The sequence below is a fragment of the Siccibacter turicensis LMG 23730 genome, from assembly GCF_000463155.2.
In the GTDB taxonomy this organism is placed as follows: domain Bacteria; phylum Pseudomonadota; class Gammaproteobacteria; order Enterobacterales; family Enterobacteriaceae; genus Siccibacter; species Siccibacter turicensis.
The window spans coordinates 1-15,675 of the sequence record NZ_AWFZ01000048.1; the positions used below are offsets into that span (position 1 = coordinate 1).

The following is a 15,675-nucleotide window of genomic DNA, read 5'->3' on the forward strand; positions in this document are numbered from 1 at the left end:
ACCGAGACGCCGACCGAGACGCCGACCGAGACGCCGACCGAGACGCCAACCGAGACGCCAACCGAGACGCCGACTGAGACGCCGACCGAGACGCCAACCGAGACGCCAACCGAGACGCCGACCGAGACGCCGACCGAGACGCCAACCGAAGAGCCGACCGAAGAGCCGACCGTGAACCCAACGGATACACCTGAAGCGTAAACCGGCGACGGCAATCATTATGCCCGGACAGCGGCAGAGCCCTGTCCGGGTTGAGTATCGACATACACTATCTGGAGAAAACCTATGCAAAACGCAGCGCGCTTAAGCGATTCCATCAGCCACGGCGGAGCGGTAACCAGCGGCTCCGGCGACGTCTTTATTAACGGTATTTCTGCCGCCCGGGTGGGCGACAGCGCGAACTGTTCTATACACGGCGGCAGTTCAGTGGCATGCGGCTCGGGCAGCGTCACCATCAACGGCGCGCCTGCCGCCCGAATGGGGGATTCAACCGGCTGTGGCGCCGCGATATCCAGCGGCTCCGGGGACGTACTGATAGGCTAACCACAATGGAACTGATGCTGACCTGGCCTGAAACCTTTACGCTTTTTACGGTGGATGCGCACCGTAACGCCGAACAGCCTGCCTGGTTCTGCCCTGAACAGGGGCAGTTCTCGCTGGAGTCGGCTGCGGATGAGCGCGACAGGGTGCTGTTTTACTGGCTGTTTTCAACGCCGGTGGTGGTTAACCGATCGTACGACTATCTGTGTCGCGTCGGAGAGCACACGCTGGCCTATGGGCAATCGCGGCCGTTACCGTCGGGGGTAGAGGTGCAGGTCGGTCAGTATCGATTGCAGGTCCAGCAGCGGTTTAGCGTTCAGGCGCCGGCGCACGCCCTGGCAAAGCGCGTGTTCAGCAGCGCGGTACAAGGTGCGGTGTCGGAGATGCCGGAGCCGGACGACTTACTGTCCACCATCGGGTATTACTCCGCCTGGCGGGAGCCAACTATCGGGGAGGCAGTGGATGACAATCCGCTTAAAGCTCTGGCCGGGGAGTATAAGAACGTCGTGCTGTGGGGCGAACAGCGGCGTGAAAGTACGGCAACGGAAACGCGTGACAATAAAAGCTGGTCGGCGGATAGCGCCCCCTTTCAGGCCCTGCGTGAGCAGATGGAAGGAAAAACCGTGACCGAGTGCATCCTCGCTTCCCACAATCTGATGGAGCGGGTGTGTGAGGAGTTGGATCTGGAAAAGCAGAATCATATCGTGCTGGCCGAAGAGCCTAAGCATGACATTCTGTTGCTGCTGGCCCCGCCGCACCTCCAGCGTAAGTCCGCGCACCAGCTTCCTTCATTAATGCTACAGGAATTCTACAAAGCGGGGTTGGATACGCTGCTGTAGCGTCTGCATCTAATTCTGCTTCCCGGGCGCGTACCGGGTTAACAAGGGAGTGTAAAATGGGGCAGAAGATCAAATATTTACCTACGCTACTCGATCGGCTGTTGGATGATGAGCCGAAAAGTCGACGTGAGGCGCCGGATAAATTTCATTTTGACAGCCGGACCATGCGGGCCATCGTGCTGCGTGACGTGCTGGCGATTCTCAACAACACAAACATCGACGACCGGCTGGATGAGCATCGCCATAAGGCGGTGGCGGGGTCGGTGCTCAACTACGGGGTGAGCGCGGTGACCGGTGGATGGAGCAATGCTCACTCCTGGGCGCGCATTGAAGCCGCGGTGCGCAACGCGCTAACCCGGTTTGAACCCCGCATCGTGCCGGAATCGCTGGTGGTGCGGCCGCTGCTGGATAAAAGCAATCCGTCCCGGTACGGGGTGATCCTGTTTGAGATCAGGGCGCTGATTTACTGGGAACCCTGGCCTGTGGATCTCTGCTTTCAGGGCGCATGGGATTCGGAAAACCAGGCCATTCGGCTGGCATAACGGGCTTTCTGTCGGGTAAACCGCGGTGCGACTGACGCATCGCGGGCTGCAGCCCGCTCCCATTATTGGGTTATTCCTTCTTTTGCTGAACCGTTATGCGGTGATAATAATAGCGCTCTGTTCGTCCATGCGTAATGATAACGCACTGAACTATATACGTAGAAATAAATAGAAATATACGATATTAAACATAGATTGACAGAAAAGCGTTTTATATCAATAGGCTACATTTATCGCTTTCCCATCCGTTATTATTTGGTCGCACTTTGAAGAGTGTGATCCTCTCCATATTTTTACGCCCGTTACCGACAATTATTGATGCCTGTCACGCTGCGGTATGCCATTTTTTTTGAAACAGCCAAGTACGATCGCGATCACCAAAATAATTCTTTTAAAAAAATAAAATCCTATTCCATAAAAACGAAACATTATTTCAATAGGGGAAAGGTATGTTTAAGAAAACATTAGCGCTGGCAGTGTTGTGTGGATCTACTTTTGCAGCTCATGCGGTTACCGTTGATTTGCGTCATGAGTATATTGATAGCGGATCGAATGCCGATCGCGTTGCGGTTTCACACCGTTTTGATAATGGGCTGGGTTTTTCCGTCGAAGCAAAATGGAAATCTGGCGGAGATAAACAGGACCAGCCTTTCTCCGATATGGTAGGTAACGGTCACGAAGACCAAATTAGCTGGCGCTGGAAAGCTACCGACAATATTGCTATTACCCCGGCATTCACCATTGAAAGCAGCGATAGTCGTACCATCTATAAACCTAATATTCACGTACAGTACAGCTTCGATAATGGCTTCTATGTGGCAGGCCGCTATCGTTATGAATATACACGCAATCCGAGCACGCCGGACCGTGAAGATGACAAGGTTAACCGCGGCGATGCATGGGTTGGTTTCGCACTGGGCGACTGGCGTACCGAGCTTAACTATGTGTATGCCAAGAGTACCGAAGGGACCATCCGAAATAACAACAAAGACTACTCTACCGAATATAACGCCAAGCTGGCGTATAAAATCGATAAAAACTGGTCGCCGTATGTTGAAGTCGGTAACGTAGGCGTAAAAGAAACCGATGAGCGCCAGACGCGCTTCCGTTTAGGTGTTGCTTACTCCTTCTGATAATCTACCCTCAATTACGCCCCGGTTTATTTCTGGGGCTTTTTTATATCTCCCACCAGGGAAATTTCTTTTTTCTTTATGGCAATAAAAAAAGGCCCTCCCGAAGGAGGGCAAGGCCAGTTACAGAAAAATATCCCCTTACAGGGTAATCATCTCAGGATTCTCAGGAAGTTTTGCAATATAGAGCGCCGGCTTACCGTCTTTATCGGAGCTGAATAACACCGCGCTGTCATCCGGCGTAAATGACGGATGGGGATGGGTCACCTGACGGCTGTTGGCGAAGGTTGCCCAGGAGGTGTCATGGCGCGCTACCCGGAAACAGGCTTTGCGTTTCACGTCGAAGGCGTAGAGGTAAGGATCGTTTTCGATGCTGTACCCGCTGGTGTCTTTCACGTCCACCGGCGTGCCTGAACCGTCACCTACCAGTAATGTGCCGTCGAAGTTGCTCATCAGGTGAGAGCAGGCTGGCATCTGCATGAGCTCTTCATTAATACCGGTTTCAGGATCGAAGCGATAAATGGTGCGGCCCTGCTTGCCCTTCAGGTAGGAGACGTACACCAGCGCCGAGCCGTTCGGTACCCAGAATTCGTGGGTGCAGCTTTCTCCCGGCGCATGATTTTTCACTTTGCGCACGTTGCTGCCGTCCTCGTTCACCAGCCACATGCGCGCATCGACCAGGTCGTGCGGGCCTTCATGACAGAACGCAACGGTGTTGTCATCAAACGGGCGATAGATAGGGTGGCCGAGCCAGATGCGCTCATCGTGAATAACGGCGCTGTCGCCGGTCTGTAAATCGACGCGCAGCAGGCGGCAGTGCGGCCCCTTGTGGAAGAACTCCTGGAAGATTTGCCAGTCATTGAGCGGCACCCAGTCGCTTTTCGCAATTTCAATGCCGACCAGTTTGGTACAGTCGCTGTTTGCCACCCAGGTGCCGTAGCCGACCCAGTCGTCCGGCACACGGTAGACCTCACGCTCTTCCAGGGTGATCAGATCCACCTGAAACAGCGAGCGTTCGTTTTTGACATAGTAAAGTGAGGCGTCATCCGGGGAGAGAAAGCCGCCAAAGGTGTTGTCGCCCGGCCCCTCGGTAAGCTGGGTGGCGCTGGCGCTGGCAATATCAAGCAGATAGTAGTTCCAGTTGCCATCGAAATCACCTGCGAACAGCAGACGGTTACCGTCCTGGCTGAAACACTTCTGGTAGAAGTAGTTACGGTGACAGGTTACCTCCGGTGGGGTTAAGCGTGTGACTTCCGCGCCGGTATCCGGATCCCGGCTGACCTCGTAATTAAGCTTAACCTTCATACCTTTAGCCATCATGCACTCCTTTATTGCCGTCCCCGGCGCGTTGATTATGATATCGCCTAAAATGTAGGTGGTAATTTATCAAAACAACGTTTCAATGTGTGTGATTGCTTACGCACTTTGCCAGACGGCGCACAATTTATTTGTCACCTTTATTAATAGAGGGTTACCCATTCACCCTGGAAGTGGTTAACCGCGTGTAATACCACAGATCGATCTCCTCGCGCATTTTCCGTCAGCGGCAAAATACATCTAATGTATTGTTTATAAATAATTTTTAATCATCCCCTCTCCCTGCTATGCCCGCTAACCGTGATCGCAATTCCAAATCTTTCAATTCCCTTGTTAAAAATTGAAACAACGTTTTAGATATAATTGAAAACCTGTTTTAACCGGGATAAGATGGCCGCAGTTAAGAAACGGAACAGCGTTTTGCTAAGAAGCAGCAGGTCAAAACGCACCCACCTTATTTCCTCAGGAGGTTATTGTGGAAGTCAGACAAAGTATCCATAGCGCACACGCCAAAACTCTCGATACCCAGGGTCTGCGCGACGAATTTTTAGTTGAGAAGGTCTTTGTGGCCGATGAGTACACCATGGTGTACAGCCACATTGATCGCATTATTGTCGGCGGCGTGATGCCGGTAACCAACACCGTCTCCGTGGGCGGCGAAGTCGGTAAGCAGCTGGGCGTGACCTACTTCCTGGAGCGTCGTGAACTGGGCGTGATCAACATTGGCGGCGCGGGCACCATCACCGTTGACGGGGAGCGCTACGAGATCGGTCACCGCGATGCGCTGTACGTGGGCAAGGGCGCCAAAGAAGTGGTGTTTGCCAGCGTCGATGCGTCACAGCCTGCGAAGTATTACTACAACTGCGCGCCGGCACACACCACCTACCCGACGAAGAAAGTGACCCCGGCCGACGTCTCGCCGGTGACGCTGGGCGATCCGCTGACCAGCAACCGCCGTACCATCAATAAGTACTTCGTGCCTGACGTGCTGGAAACCTGCCAGCTCAGCATGGGGCTGACCGAGCTGGAGCCGGGCAACCTGTGGAACACCATGCCGTGCCACACGCACGAACGCCGCATGGAAGTGTACTTCTACTTCAACATGGATGAGGACGCCTGCGTGTTCCACATGATGGGGCAGCCGCAGGAAACGCGTCACATCATTATGCATAACGAGCAGGCGGTGATCTCACCGAGCTGGTCGATTCATTCAGGCGTGGGCACCCGCGCTTACACCTTCATCTGGGGCATGGTTGGTGAAAACCAGGTCTTTGATGACATGGACCACGTCGCTGTTAAAGATCTGCGCTAATCGCGGACAGCATGAACCTGTGCCTGTCCGGGACAGGCCTGACACTAAGGAAATCACATGATTCTGGATTCATTTTCTCTTCAAGGTAAAGTCGCCATCGTCACCGGGTGTGACACCGGTTTAGGGCAGGGGATGGCAGTTGGTCTGGCGCAGGCCGGGTGCGATATCGTCGGGATTAACATCGTTGAGCCGACCGATACCATCGAGCAGGTCACCGCGCTGGGCCGTCGCTTCCTGAGCCTGACCGCTGACCTGCGTCAGATTGACGCGATCCCGTCCCTGATTGAACGTGCGGTCGCCGAATATGGTCACGTGGATGTGCTGGTCAACAACGCCGGCCTCATCCGCCGCGAAGACGCGATCAACTTCAGTGAAAAAGACTGGGATGACGTGATGAACCTGAACATCAAGAGCGTGTTCTTTATGTCTCAGGCCGTGGCGAAGCAGTTTATTGCCCAGGGCAACGGCGGCAAGATTGTTAACATCGCCTCTATGCTCTCCTTCCAGGGGGGCATCCGCGTTCCGTCTTACACCGCGTCAAAAAGCGCCGTTATGGGCGTGACCCGTCTGCTGGCGAACGAGTGGGCGAAGCACAACATCAACGTCAACGCGATTGCGCCGGGTTACATGGCAACCAACAACACCCAGCAACTGCGCGCCGACGAACAGCGCAGCGCCGAGATCCTCGACCGTATCCCGGCGGGACGTTGGGGTCTGCCGAGCGATCTGATGGGGCCGGTCGTGTTCCTGGCCTCCAGCGCCTCTGACTACATCAACGGCTACACTGTGGCCGTAGACGGCGGCTGGCTGGCACGTTAATCCGCCTGCCTGACCTGCAACCCCGCCCCGGCGGGGTTTTTTATTGCCTGAGCGTAATTATATCCATATGGCTAATGCTGAAATATCCATAGTATTTCTGCTCTGCCTTCCAGGTCTTGTATTAATAGTGAGCAAAATGAGCGTGTTGTGAACTATTTATGAGATTAATCTAAAAACGCAAAGTGAAATGTCCATCACAGATCGCAACGCCACAGTCGTAAAGTCCATATCTACGGCGATTCCCACCTGACACCTTTTTCCGTCGATACCCTAACTTCAGATAACGTCATACCCGTTGAGGCAGGAAAAATGTCTTCGCTTACTCAAAACGCTACCTCTGTGCCGCGTGCGCTCCAGGATACGCGCCGCATGAATCTGTTTGTCTCCGTGTCGGCGGCGGTGGCCGGTCTGCTGTTCGGACTGGATATCGGCGTCATCGCCGGCGCACTGCCGTTTATCACCGACCATTTTGCCCTGAGCAGCCGGCTTCAGGAGTGGGTGGTCAGCAGCATGATGCTGGGTGCCGCGCTCGGGGCGCTTGCCAACGGCTGGCTGTCGTTTCGGCTGGGGCGTAAATACAGCCTGATGGTGGGTGCCATACTGTTCGTGGCCGGGTCGATTGGCTCGGCGTTCGCCGCGAGCGTGGAGATCCTGATTATCTCGCGCATTCTGCTTGGGGTCGCGGTGGGCATCGCCTCCTATACCGCTCCGCTTTATCTGTCGGAAATGGCCAGCGAAAACGTGCGCGGCAAGATGATCAGCATGTATCAGCTGATGGTGACGCTGGGCATCGTGATGGCGTTTCTCTCCGATACCGCTTTCAGCTACAGCGGCAACTGGCGCGCGATGCTGGGCGTGCTGGCGCTTCCGGCGCTGGTGCTGATCGTGCTGGTTATCTTCCTGCCAAACAGCCCGCGCTGGCTGGCGGAGAAGGGGCGGCACGTTGAAGCGGAAGAGGTGCTGCGCATGCTGCGCGACACCTCGGAAAAAGCGCGCGAGGAACTCAACGAGATCCGCGAAAGCCTGAAGCTTAAGCAGGGCGGCTGGAAGCTGTTTAAAGCCAACCGCAACGTGCGTCGGGCGGTGTTTCTCGGCATGCTGCTCCAGGCGATGCAGCAGTTCACCGGCATGAACATCATCATGTATTACGCCCCGCGCATCTTTAAGATGGCCGGGTTTACCACCACCGAACAGCAGATGATCGCCACGCTGGTGGTCGGCCTGACCTTTATGTTCGCCACCTTTATCGCCATCTTTATGGTGGATAAAGCCGGGCGCAAACCGGCCCTGAAAATCGGCTTTAGCGTGATGGCGCTGGGGACGCTGGTGCTGGGCTACTGCCTGATGCAGTTCGACAACGGTACCGCGTCAAGCGGGCTGTCGTGGCTGTCGGTCGGGATGACCATGATGTGTATCGCCGGGTACGCCATGAGCGCAGCCCCCGTGGTGTGGATCCTCTGCTCGGAGATCCAGCCGCTGAAATGCCGCGACTTCGGGATCACCTGCTCGACCACCACCAACTGGGTGTCGAACATGATCATCGGCGCCACCTTCCTGACGCTGCTCGACAGCATCGGGGCCGCGGGCACCTTCTGGCTTTACACCGCCCTGAATATCGCCTTCGTCGGGGTGACGTTCTGGCTTATTCCGGAAACCAAAAACGTCACCCTGGAGCATATTGAGCGCAACCTGATGAAGGGCAAAAAGCTGCGCGATATTGGGGTGTAGTTGCCGTAACGTTATGCAGGAGGGTTGGGTGGGTAAGCGAGCGCATACCCACCCTTTTTTTATGCGTTGTCTGTCAGGCGTGCGTTCAGACCGCCGCCAGATAGAGCGCCGGCATCCCCTCGGCATCCGAGGTGTAGAGCACCCATTTGCCGTCCGGTGAAAACGACGGATGCGGATGGGTAACCTGGCGGTCGCCGTCCAGCACCTTCCAGGAGGTGTTGTGCTGGCACACCGCGGTCTGGCTGCCGCGCTGCACGTCAAATACCCAGATAAAGGGATCGTTAAGGTCGATAGCGCCGGTCTTGTGCGGTGCGCCGTCGCCTACCACCCGTGACCCGTCGTGGTTGCTCATCAGATGCGAGCAGGGCGGAATGGTCATCAGCTCGCGATTCTCAAGCGTAACGGGGTCGGCCGCGCACAGGTAGCGGTGCGGCGAGCCTTCTTTATGCGCGACGTAAAACAGCGCGCTGCCGTCCGGCACCCAGAACTCATGGGTAAAGCTCTCGCCTTCCGCATGCTGGCGCACCTTCCGCACCTGCGTGCCGTCGGCGTTTATCAGCCACATGCGCGCATCGATGGCATCGCGCGGGCCTTCGTGACAAAACGCAACAGTGTGGTCATCAAAAGGACGCCAGATAGGGTGCCCGAGCCAGCGTTTTTCCTCGAGCAGCGTGGTGCGCTCCCCGGTGATGAGATCGATGCTAATCAGCCGACACGTCGGGTTGGTAAAGTAAAACGCGCGGAATTTCTGCCAGTCGGTGAGCGGCTGCCAGTCGTTTTTTTTAATCTCCACCCCGACCAGCCGGGAGTCGTCGCTGTTGGCCACCCAGGTACCGTAGGCCACCCACGCGTTGTCCACCTCATACACCACGCGCTCTTCTCCGCTTGCCAGACAGACCCGGCGCAGTTCACGGTTGTGCTTCACGTACCACAGATAGCGATCGTCGGCCGACAGAAACCCGCCAAACGTGTTGTCCCCTGGCCCTTCGGTGAGCTGCCTGGCGGTGGAGGTGGTTAAGTCCAGCAGGTAGTAGTTCCAGTGGCCCTCAAACGCCCCGCCAAAGATCAGCTTCGTGCCGTCGGCGGTGAAGCACTTCTGATAGAAGTAGTTGCGATGGCAGATAATGTGCGGCGGCGTAAGGCGGATCACCTGATGTCCGGTTACCGGATCGAGCTGAACGCGGAAGGTAAGCGGCAGGATTTTGCCTTTCATGCTCCATCTCCTTGCAGTAAAAAAATACCCTGCCTTTGCGGGGCAGGGTAGCAGGTCGATCGCGGGCTATTAGCGCATGGCGCGTTTCAGGATACGCTCAACCTGACGCTGGAATTCGGCGGCGGTCTCTTCCACGGATTTCTGGCCGTAGTCGATGTACTGAATCGCGGTACCGAACTGAGACACGATCTGCGGATCGTCAAAGTACGGCGATACCGACAGCGTGGTTGGCAGCGACTGCGCCAGCTTCAGGCCCGCGACCGCTGGATCTTCATCCTTGATGACGCCGTCCTGGGTCAGCTGCGCTACTGCCTGCTTGCTGAGCGGCACACCGCGCTCCAGACCCAGCGTTTGTACGCCCTCTTTGCTGTTGAGCAGGAAGTTGATCAGCTCGGCGGCCTCTTTCGGGTTTTTGGTGGATTTGCCGATAGAGAGCATCTGCGCCGGTTTGAAGAACAGGCCCGCGTCTTTGGCACCCGGCAGCATTGGATAGGCGCCCAGCACCAGCTTCGCCGGCGGCTTCAGGTTGTCGGAGTACTTGGTGATGGTGGAGTTCCACATGTAAGTGCCGCCCCACTCACCGGCGATCCACGGCTTCATCTCGTACATGTTGCTCTTGCCGAATGACGCGTAGTACTTGGTGTCCGGCATCACGTGGCTGTCCACCAGCTTTTTATACATGCCGAAGAACTCGACCCACTGCTCTTTGCTGTAGGTGAATTTTTTGGTGTTCTCATCCACCGCCGGAATGTTGTATTTCTGCACCATGTAGGAGTTCAGCAGCGCCAGGGTGTCCTGGTGCTCCAGCACCACCGGGTAGTACTGCTTGCCGAGCTTGGCTTCAAACGCTTTGCCCGCGGCCATCAGGTCGTCCCAGGTTTTCGGGTAGTCAACGCCCGCTTTGCCCCAGGTTTCGTCGTTGTAATAGAACACGCGCGCGGTCACCGAAATCGGAATGCCGTTGAGTCGGCCATCGATGGTGGTGGTTTGCAGCTCTTTCGGGTCAAACTGGCTCAGATCGATAACGTCTTTCACCTGGTTCAGATCGTAGAAGCCGTCGCCTTTTTTCGAGAAGATCGGCAGCCAGTTCCAGTTGGTCTGCATCACGTCCGGCTCGGTGCCGCCGGCGATCTGCGTGGTCAGGCGGGAAAGGTGCCCGTCCCAGCCGGTGTACTCGGCTTTGACGTTGATGTTCGGGTGCTGTTTATGAAACTCCTCCAGCGCTTTCAGCGTGACCTGGTGACGACCGTTGCCGCCCCACCAGGACATACGCAGGGTCACGTCGTCAGCCGAATGTGAAGGAAATGCACAGAGCGTAACCGCAGAGGCAATGGCTGTGCTAATCAGGACTTTTTTCATTATGTAGGACTCCTGTCAGAGGGAGATGTTCTGTTCAGTTTTTGCGTCAAAAAGATGACACTTATTCATATCGAACGTGAAATACACCTTACGATTCAGCCCCTTTTCAATCATGGGTTTTGCCTCATCGGAAGGAATGCGGCAGGTCAGCTCGTAGTCCGCCACTTTCAGGTAGACGAAGAATTCGTGACCCATATTCTCAACGCGCACCATCTCACCGGTGACGTAGTCGCCAGCCGTCGGCTCATCTGACAGCGACACAAATTCGGGGCGCACGCCAAAGAAGATGTCCTGGCCCTGATAACCGGCGGCTTTCGCCTGCAAACGGTCGTTCAGCGGCAGGATTTCATCTCCCAGGGTGAGATAAAGGCGCCCCTCTTTTTCAATGAGCTTGCTGGATTTGATGTTCATCTCCGGCGCGCCGATAAAGCCCGCCACGAACATATTTTTCGGGTAGTGATAGAGGTTGTCCGGGGTATCCACCTGCATGATATGGCCAAGCTTCATCACGCAGATGCGGTCGCCCATGGTCATCGCTTCGGTCTGATCGTGGGTTACGTAGACCGTGGTCGCCGGCTTGCCGGATCTTTTCAGCTGCTTGTGCAGGTCGGAGATGCGGATACGCATGGAGGCGCGCAGCTTGGCATCCAGGTTGGAGAGCGGCTCATCGAACAGGAACACGTCCGGCTTTTTCACGATGGCGCGGCCTACCGCCACGCGCTGCGCCTGGCCGCCCGAGAGCTGGCGCGGCAGGCGATCCATCAGCTCGTCCAGCTCAAGGATCTTCGCGGCTTCGTCCACCTGCTGGTTGATCTGCTCTTTCGGCATCTTGCTGAGCTTCAGACCAAAGGCCAGGTTTTCGCGTACCGTCATGTGCGGGTAAAGCGCGTAGTTCTGGAACACCATCGCAATACCGCGCGATTTCGGCGCCAGGTTGTTCACCAGCTTGTCGCCGATGCGCACTTCGCCGCCGCTGATGGTTTCCAGCCCGGCGAGCATACGCAGCGTGGTGGATTTCGCGCAGCCGGACGGCCCGACGATAACCATAAACTCACCGTCTGCGATGGTCAGGTCGATACCATGTACCGCTTTGAAGCCGTTGGAGTAAACTTTTTCCAGTTTGTTGAAAATAACTTCAGCCATGATATTTCCTCGTTAACCTTTAATTCCGCTGCTTGAAACGCCCTGCACGAAGTAGCGCTGAGCCAGGAAGAACACAATGATGGATGGCAGGATGGAGATGCTCGCCATCGCCAGAATCTCATTCCACGGCGCACCTTCGGTGACGTCGATGGACATTTTCAGCGCCAGTGCGATCGGGTATTTGTCCACGCTGTAGACGTAAATCAGCGGCCCGATAAAGTCGTTCATTGACCACATGAACTGGAACAGCGCTACCGAGATAATCGCCGGTTTCAGGATCGGCACGACCACGTACCACAGCACCTGGAAGGAGTTGCAGCCGTCAATCTGCGCCGCCTCTTCCATATCGCGCGGGACGCCGCGCAGGAACTGGATCAGCATGAAGACGAAGAACCCCTGAGTGGCGAACGCCAGCGGCAGGTAGAGCGGCAGATAGCTGTCCAGCATCCCCATTTCGCGGAACATCAGGTACTGCGGGATCAGCAGGACGGTGCTCGGCAGCAGCATGGTGGCGATGAGCGTGGTGAACCAGAACTTCTTCCACGGGATCTCAAAGCGGGCGAAGCCGTAGGCCACCACCGTCGAGGAGATAATGGTCAGCAGCACTTTGGGGATCACATACTGGAAGGTGTTCAGCATGTAGTGGCCGAAGTTGTACTCGGTACCGGTTTTCCAGCCGTTGATAAACCCATCCCAGGTGGCGTGGGTCGGCCACAGCCCGAGCGTGGTAAAGATCTCGTGGTTCGGTTTGAACGACGCCGAGAACATCCACGCCAGCGGGTAGAGCATCAGCAGGCCGACAATCAGCAGGATGGTGTAGCGGAACCAGGCGCTGACCTTCTCGCGGCGCAGGGTGCGCGCCACTTCCACGTCGGCAGACTGCTGCGCTGCGGATAACTGACTCTGTTGGATATCAGCCATTTTTGCCTCCCTTGTCGGCAGAGTAGAACACCCAGTACTTCGACGATTTGAACGCTATCGACGCAAACAGCGCGACGACCAGGAACAGAACCCACGCCAGCGCGGCGCCGTAGCCCATATCAAAGTATTTAAACGCCGTGTCGTAGATGTAGAGCGAGAACAGATAGGTGTAGTAGGTCGGGCCACCGCCGGTAATCACGTACGGGCCGGTAAACTCCTGGAAGGCCTGCGTGGTCTGCATGATGAAGTTGAAGAAAATCACCGGTGTGATCAGCGGCACGGTCACTTTCATAAACATCTGCCACTTCGACGCGCCGTCGATCATCGCCGCTTCATACTGCGACTGCGGCACGTTCTGCAGCGCAGCAAGGAAGATCACCATGGCCGAGCCGAACTGCCAGACGCGCAGCAGGGTAACGGACATCAGCGCCAGCGACGGCTCGCCCAGCCAGTTGATCGGGTCGAGGCCAAACACGCCGATGAAACTGTTCAGCAGGCCGTCGATGGCAAACAGCGCGCGCCACAGCACCGCGATGGCGACCGAGCTGCCGAGAATCGACGGAATGTAATAGGCGGTACGGAAAAAGCCGATGCCGCGCAGTTTGAAATTCAGGACAAAGGCAATGCCGAGGGCAAACGCCAGCTTTAACGGAATGGTGATAAACACATAGGCAAAGGTAACTCCCATCGACTTCCAGAAAAGGTCGTCTTCGGTGAGCATGTAACGGTAATTCTCTATCCCGTTAAATACCGGCGGATTCATCAGGTCGTACTCAGTAAAACTGAGGAAGAACGATGAGACAAAGGGGAAGGCGGTAAAGACAATCAACCCAATTATATAGGGTGATATCCACGCCAGCCCCAGCAGCTTGTTTTCATTCATACATACCTACCTGGCATTCCAGAGTTAATAGAAGCGTTATGACGCCAGCGCAGCGGTGGTGCTGCGCGGCTGCTGCCCGCCCGGCGCTCAACGCGTATGGCGGACATCATCATGTTTTTAAATGCCTTTTTTCTATGCCGTGCGAATGCGGCATGCCGGAAGATGGTGGTGTTGTGAAACGGATGAACCATCGTTCCTGGTTTGTAAAACACCGTTTTAATTTATCTTATTGCTATTTATTTCTGCGTCATTCTATTCATCACAGAAATGTGATCGGGGTCGAAACGGCATTTCAATAAATTGAAGCAGGTGACAAATTCTGAATTTAAGGGTTGAGTTGGCGGGGAATTTACGTTGCTTGCGCAATATCACATTATTAATTTGCGGCATAATAATTGCTTTTCTGAATTACCAGTTTATCGAAGGAAAACAGCGCGGGATAAAAAAACGGGAACGCAGCGGTTCCCGTTTTTTTGGTCAGGCTAAGGCGGCGCGGATCGCTATTTCACCGCGTTGTTCAGCACCCCGGTAAAGGCATCCCACGGGCAAAAGCCCTGGGCATCGGTGGCGCAGCCTTCAAGCTGAAGCACCACGCGCTGCGGAGGGTGTTCCAGGGTCAGCGGCGCACCGTTGCGCAGCTGCTCGCTGCTCTGGTAGACGTATTCCACCTTCATCAGATCGCGATCCGCTTTTGCATCATGCCAGCGCTGGAAGACGATCTTCCCGCCGATCGGCGTGCGTTCGTTCTGGCCCGGAAGCTGATAGGGTTTGAACGCCAGCGCGGTCAGCAGCGAGGCGATATTGGAGTCATGGCCCACCAGCAGCGTGAATTTTGCGCTCTTCGGCTGCGGCTTCTCGACCAGCGCCTGACGGATGTAGCTCACCAGCGGGGCCGCCACGTTGCGCGCCACCTCAGGGGAGGTGAACAGCGTATCCTGATAGCTATTTTTCAGCTGTGACAGGGTGCGCCACTGGGCGTCGGTTTTGATCTGCCCCCAGGCCACCTGATCGAGCGGGAAACCTTCGTAATATTGCAGGGTGAAGGCATCCACCAGCGAGTTCCCCACCTTCAGCGGGCCGCTGACGCCGGGCTCTTCAGTGGCGTTGGCGCTGAAAGTATCTTTCCCGGCGTTGAGATCGCACTGCTGCTTCTCTTTACAGCTCGGCGACGCCGCGTAGTCGGTAACCTTTTCCAGCAGGGCGTAGCTGTCGGTCAGCGGATAATGCTGGCGCTGGGTTTCCATCGCCTTGAGGGCTTTTTGCTTAAATTCCGGTGAGTTATCGGTGATAACCGGGTTGAAGGTCGGGTCCATGGTGCCCATCTTTTCCTGATGGTGCACCGGCACGTCGCAGCCAGGGAACGCGCCGGTGATAAAGAACTGCGCGGTGGCCACGGTGCGCTGCAGGCTGTTGGCATACGCATAAACGCTGGCTGGCGTCGGGCACTCCCCGCTGGCGAGCAGCCCCTGCTGCGCCAGCCACTCGCGCATGTAGTGCCCCATATAGACCTCAAGCACGCCGCCCTTGGTGGTGAGGTGCCCGCCCGGCACATCCCACGTCGGCCAGGCTTTGGCGGTGGACTGCTCCAGCACGCTGCCGTTATTCGCCAGCGGGGCGCGCAGGTTATGACGGCTCATCACCAGCACCTGTTCCAGTTGATAACCTTCCGGGGCGTCTTGCGCCAGAGAGACTCCCGGCGCGATGCCGGCCAGCGCCAGCATGGCGACCACGATATTCTTTTTCATTCTTGCGTCCTCAGCGAGTGGTACGGCAAATAGTTAACGGATTGTGACAGAAATATGACATCGCGCCCGCAAGCGGGATCGCAAAATGAGAGGCAGCGCGGAAAGGAGAGCGGCGTTACGACAGGAACAGCGTCAGCGTGGCTGACGAAGAGAATAACGCCAGGCGTGCGACGGATGCGCAACC

At 56.2% G+C, this 15,675-nt stretch carries 15 protein-coding genes; 8 read left to right on the forward strand and 7 right to left on the reverse strand.

Annotated features, from left to right (window positions below; all coding sequences use genetic code 11):
• The 5 genes from DW58_RS14810 to DW58_RS14830 form a co-directional block, all read left to right on the forward strand.
• The coding region (locus tag DW58_RS14810; RefSeq protein ID WP_035894868.1) for a hypothetical protein at window positions 1-201 on the forward strand (201 nt) is incomplete at its 5' end.
• Window positions 202-285: 84 nt separating this feature from the next.
• Window positions 286-543: a PAAR domain-containing protein gene (locus tag DW58_RS14815; protein WP_024549377.1), complete on the forward strand. Its 258-nt coding sequence runs from the start codon at window positions 286-288 to the stop codon at window positions 541-543.
• Window positions 544-557: 14 nt separating this feature from the next.
• Window positions 558-1,379 (forward strand): TagK domain-containing protein, encoded by an 822-nt coding sequence (locus tag DW58_RS14820; RefSeq protein WP_160319219.1) that lies wholly within the window; start codon window positions 558-560, stop codon window positions 1,377-1,379.
• A 56-nt stretch (window positions 1,380-1,435) separates the two neighbouring features.
• A complete protein-coding gene (locus DW58_RS14825) occupies window positions 1,436-1,921 on the forward strand; it encodes a type VI secretion system baseplate subunit TssE (protein ID WP_024549379.1) in 486 nt (161 codons plus the stop codon).
• Between the two features lie 449 nt (window positions 1,922-2,370).
• The gene (locus tag DW58_RS14830) at window positions 2,371-3,054 is read left to right on the forward strand and encodes an oligogalacturonate-specific porin KdgM family protein (protein WP_024549380.1); all 684 of its coding nucleotides are present in this window, start codon (window positions 2,371-2,373) and stop codon (window positions 3,052-3,054) included.
• A 138-nt stretch (window positions 3,055-3,192) separates the two neighbouring features.
• Here the strand turns inward: DW58_RS14830 and DW58_RS14835 are convergent, their stop codons facing one another.
• Complete coding sequence (locus tag DW58_RS14835; protein ID WP_024549381.1) at window positions 3,193-4,368, reverse strand: oligogalacturonate lyase family protein; 1,176 nt, start codon at window positions 4,366-4,368, stop codon at window positions 3,193-3,195.
• A 475-nt stretch (window positions 4,369-4,843) separates the two neighbouring features.
• Here DW58_RS14835 and kduI point away from each other — a divergent pair, with 475 nt between their 5' ends.
• The 3 genes from kduI to araE all read left to right on the forward strand — a co-directional run bounded on the left by kduI (window position 4,844) and on the right by araE (window position 8,227).
• The gene (gene kduI / locus DW58_RS14840) at window positions 4,844-5,680 is read left to right on the forward strand and encodes a 5-dehydro-4-deoxy-D-glucuronate isomerase (RefSeq protein WP_024549382.1); all 837 of its coding nucleotides are present in this window, start codon (window positions 4,844-4,846) and stop codon (window positions 5,678-5,680) included.
• Window positions 5,681-5,737: 57 nt separating this feature from the next.
• Complete coding sequence (kduD, locus tag DW58_RS14845; protein WP_024549383.1) at window positions 5,738-6,499, forward strand: 2-dehydro-3-deoxy-D-gluconate 5-dehydrogenase KduD; 762 nt, start codon at window positions 5,738-5,740, stop codon at window positions 6,497-6,499.
• 309 nt (window positions 6,500-6,808) lie between these two features.
• Window positions 6,809-8,227, forward strand: a complete 1,419-nt coding sequence (gene araE, locus DW58_RS14850) for an arabinose-proton symporter AraE (protein ID WP_024549384.1) — start codon at window positions 6,809-6,811, stop codon at window positions 8,225-8,227.
• Between the two features lie 85 nt (window positions 8,228-8,312).
• Here araE and DW58_RS14855 read toward each other — a convergent pair whose 3' ends face one another.
• The 6 genes from DW58_RS14855 to agp all read right to left on the reverse strand — a co-directional run bounded on the left by DW58_RS14855 (window position 8,313) and on the right by agp (window position 15,491).
• Window positions 8,313-9,440 carry an oligogalacturonate lyase family protein gene (locus DW58_RS14855; protein WP_024549385.1) on the reverse strand — a complete coding sequence of 376 codons (1,128 nt, stop codon included), beginning with the start codon at window positions 9,438-9,440 and terminating at the stop codon, window positions 8,313-8,315.
• Window positions 9,441-9,509: 69 nt separating this feature from the next.
• The gene (locus DW58_RS14860; protein WP_024549386.1) at window positions 9,510-10,799 is read right to left on the reverse strand and encodes an ABC transporter substrate-binding protein; all 1,290 of its coding nucleotides are present in this window, start codon (window positions 10,797-10,799) and stop codon (window positions 9,510-9,512) included.
• Between the two features lie 15 nt (window positions 10,800-10,814).
• Window positions 10,815-11,942 carry an ABC transporter ATP-binding protein gene (locus DW58_RS14865; protein ID WP_024549387.1) on the reverse strand — a complete coding sequence of 376 codons (1,128 nt, stop codon included), beginning with the start codon at window positions 11,940-11,942 and terminating at the stop codon, window positions 10,815-10,817.
• Window positions 11,943-11,954: 12 nt separating this feature from the next.
• Window positions 11,955-12,863: a carbohydrate ABC transporter permease gene (locus tag DW58_RS14870; protein WP_024549388.1), complete on the reverse strand. Its 909-nt coding sequence runs from the start codon at window positions 12,861-12,863 to the stop codon at window positions 11,955-11,957.
• Window positions 12,856-13,746, reverse strand: a complete 891-nt coding sequence (locus tag DW58_RS14875) for a carbohydrate ABC transporter permease (protein WP_024549389.1) — start codon at window positions 13,744-13,746, stop codon at window positions 12,856-12,858. The genes DW58_RS14870 and DW58_RS14875 overlap by 8 nt, the downstream gene beginning before the upstream one ends.
• A gap of 500 nt (window positions 13,747-14,246) precedes the next feature.
• Window positions 14,247-15,491, reverse strand: a complete 1,245-nt coding sequence (agp, locus tag DW58_RS14880; protein ID WP_024549390.1) for a bifunctional glucose-1-phosphatase/inositol phosphatase — start codon at window positions 15,489-15,491, stop codon at window positions 14,247-14,249.
• Window positions 15,492-15,675: the final 184 nt, after the last annotated feature.

Coding starts and splice junctions, on each gene's coding strand:
- DW58_RS14815 (WP_024549377.1), top strand. CDS start 286: ATGCAAAACGCAGCGCGCTTAAGCGATTCCATCAGCCACGGCGGAGCG.
- DW58_RS14820 (WP_160319219.1), top strand. CDS start 558: ATGCTGACCTGGCCTGAAACCTTTACGCTTTTTACGGTGGATGCGCAC.
- DW58_RS14825 (WP_024549379.1), top strand. CDS start 1,436: ATGGGGCAGAAGATCAAATATTTACCTACGCTACTCGATCGGCTGTTG.
- DW58_RS14830 (WP_024549380.1), top strand. CDS start 2,371: ATGTTTAAGAAAACATTAGCGCTGGCAGTGTTGTGTGGATCTACTTTT.
- DW58_RS14835 (WP_024549381.1), bottom strand. CDS start 4,368: ATGGCTAAAGGTATGAAGGTTAAGCTTAATTACGAGGTCAGCCGGGAT.
- kduD (WP_024549383.1), top strand. CDS start 5,738: ATGATTCTGGATTCATTTTCTCTTCAAGGTAAAGTCGCCATCGTCACC.
- araE (WP_024549384.1), top strand. CDS start 6,809: ATGTCTTCGCTTACTCAAAACGCTACCTCTGTGCCGCGTGCGCTCCAG.
- DW58_RS14855 (WP_024549385.1), bottom strand. CDS start 9,440: ATGAAAGGCAAAATCCTGCCGCTTACCTTCCGCGTTCAGCTCGATCCG.
- DW58_RS14860 (WP_024549386.1), bottom strand. CDS start 10,799: ATGAAAAAAGTCCTGATTAGCACAGCCATTGCCTCTGCGGTTACGCTC.
- DW58_RS14865 (WP_024549387.1), bottom strand. CDS start 11,942: ATGGCTGAAGTTATTTTCAACAAACTGGAAAAAGTTTACTCCAACGGC.
- DW58_RS14870 (WP_024549388.1), bottom strand. CDS start 12,863: ATGGCTGATATCCAACAGAGTCAGTTATCCGCAGCGCAGCAGTCTGCC.
- DW58_RS14875 (WP_024549389.1), bottom strand. CDS start 13,746: ATGAATGAAAACAAGCTGCTGGGGCTGGCGTGGATATCACCCTATATA.
- agp (WP_024549390.1), bottom strand. CDS start 15,491: ATGAAAAAGAATATCGTGGTCGCCATGCTGGCGCTGGCCGGCATCGCG.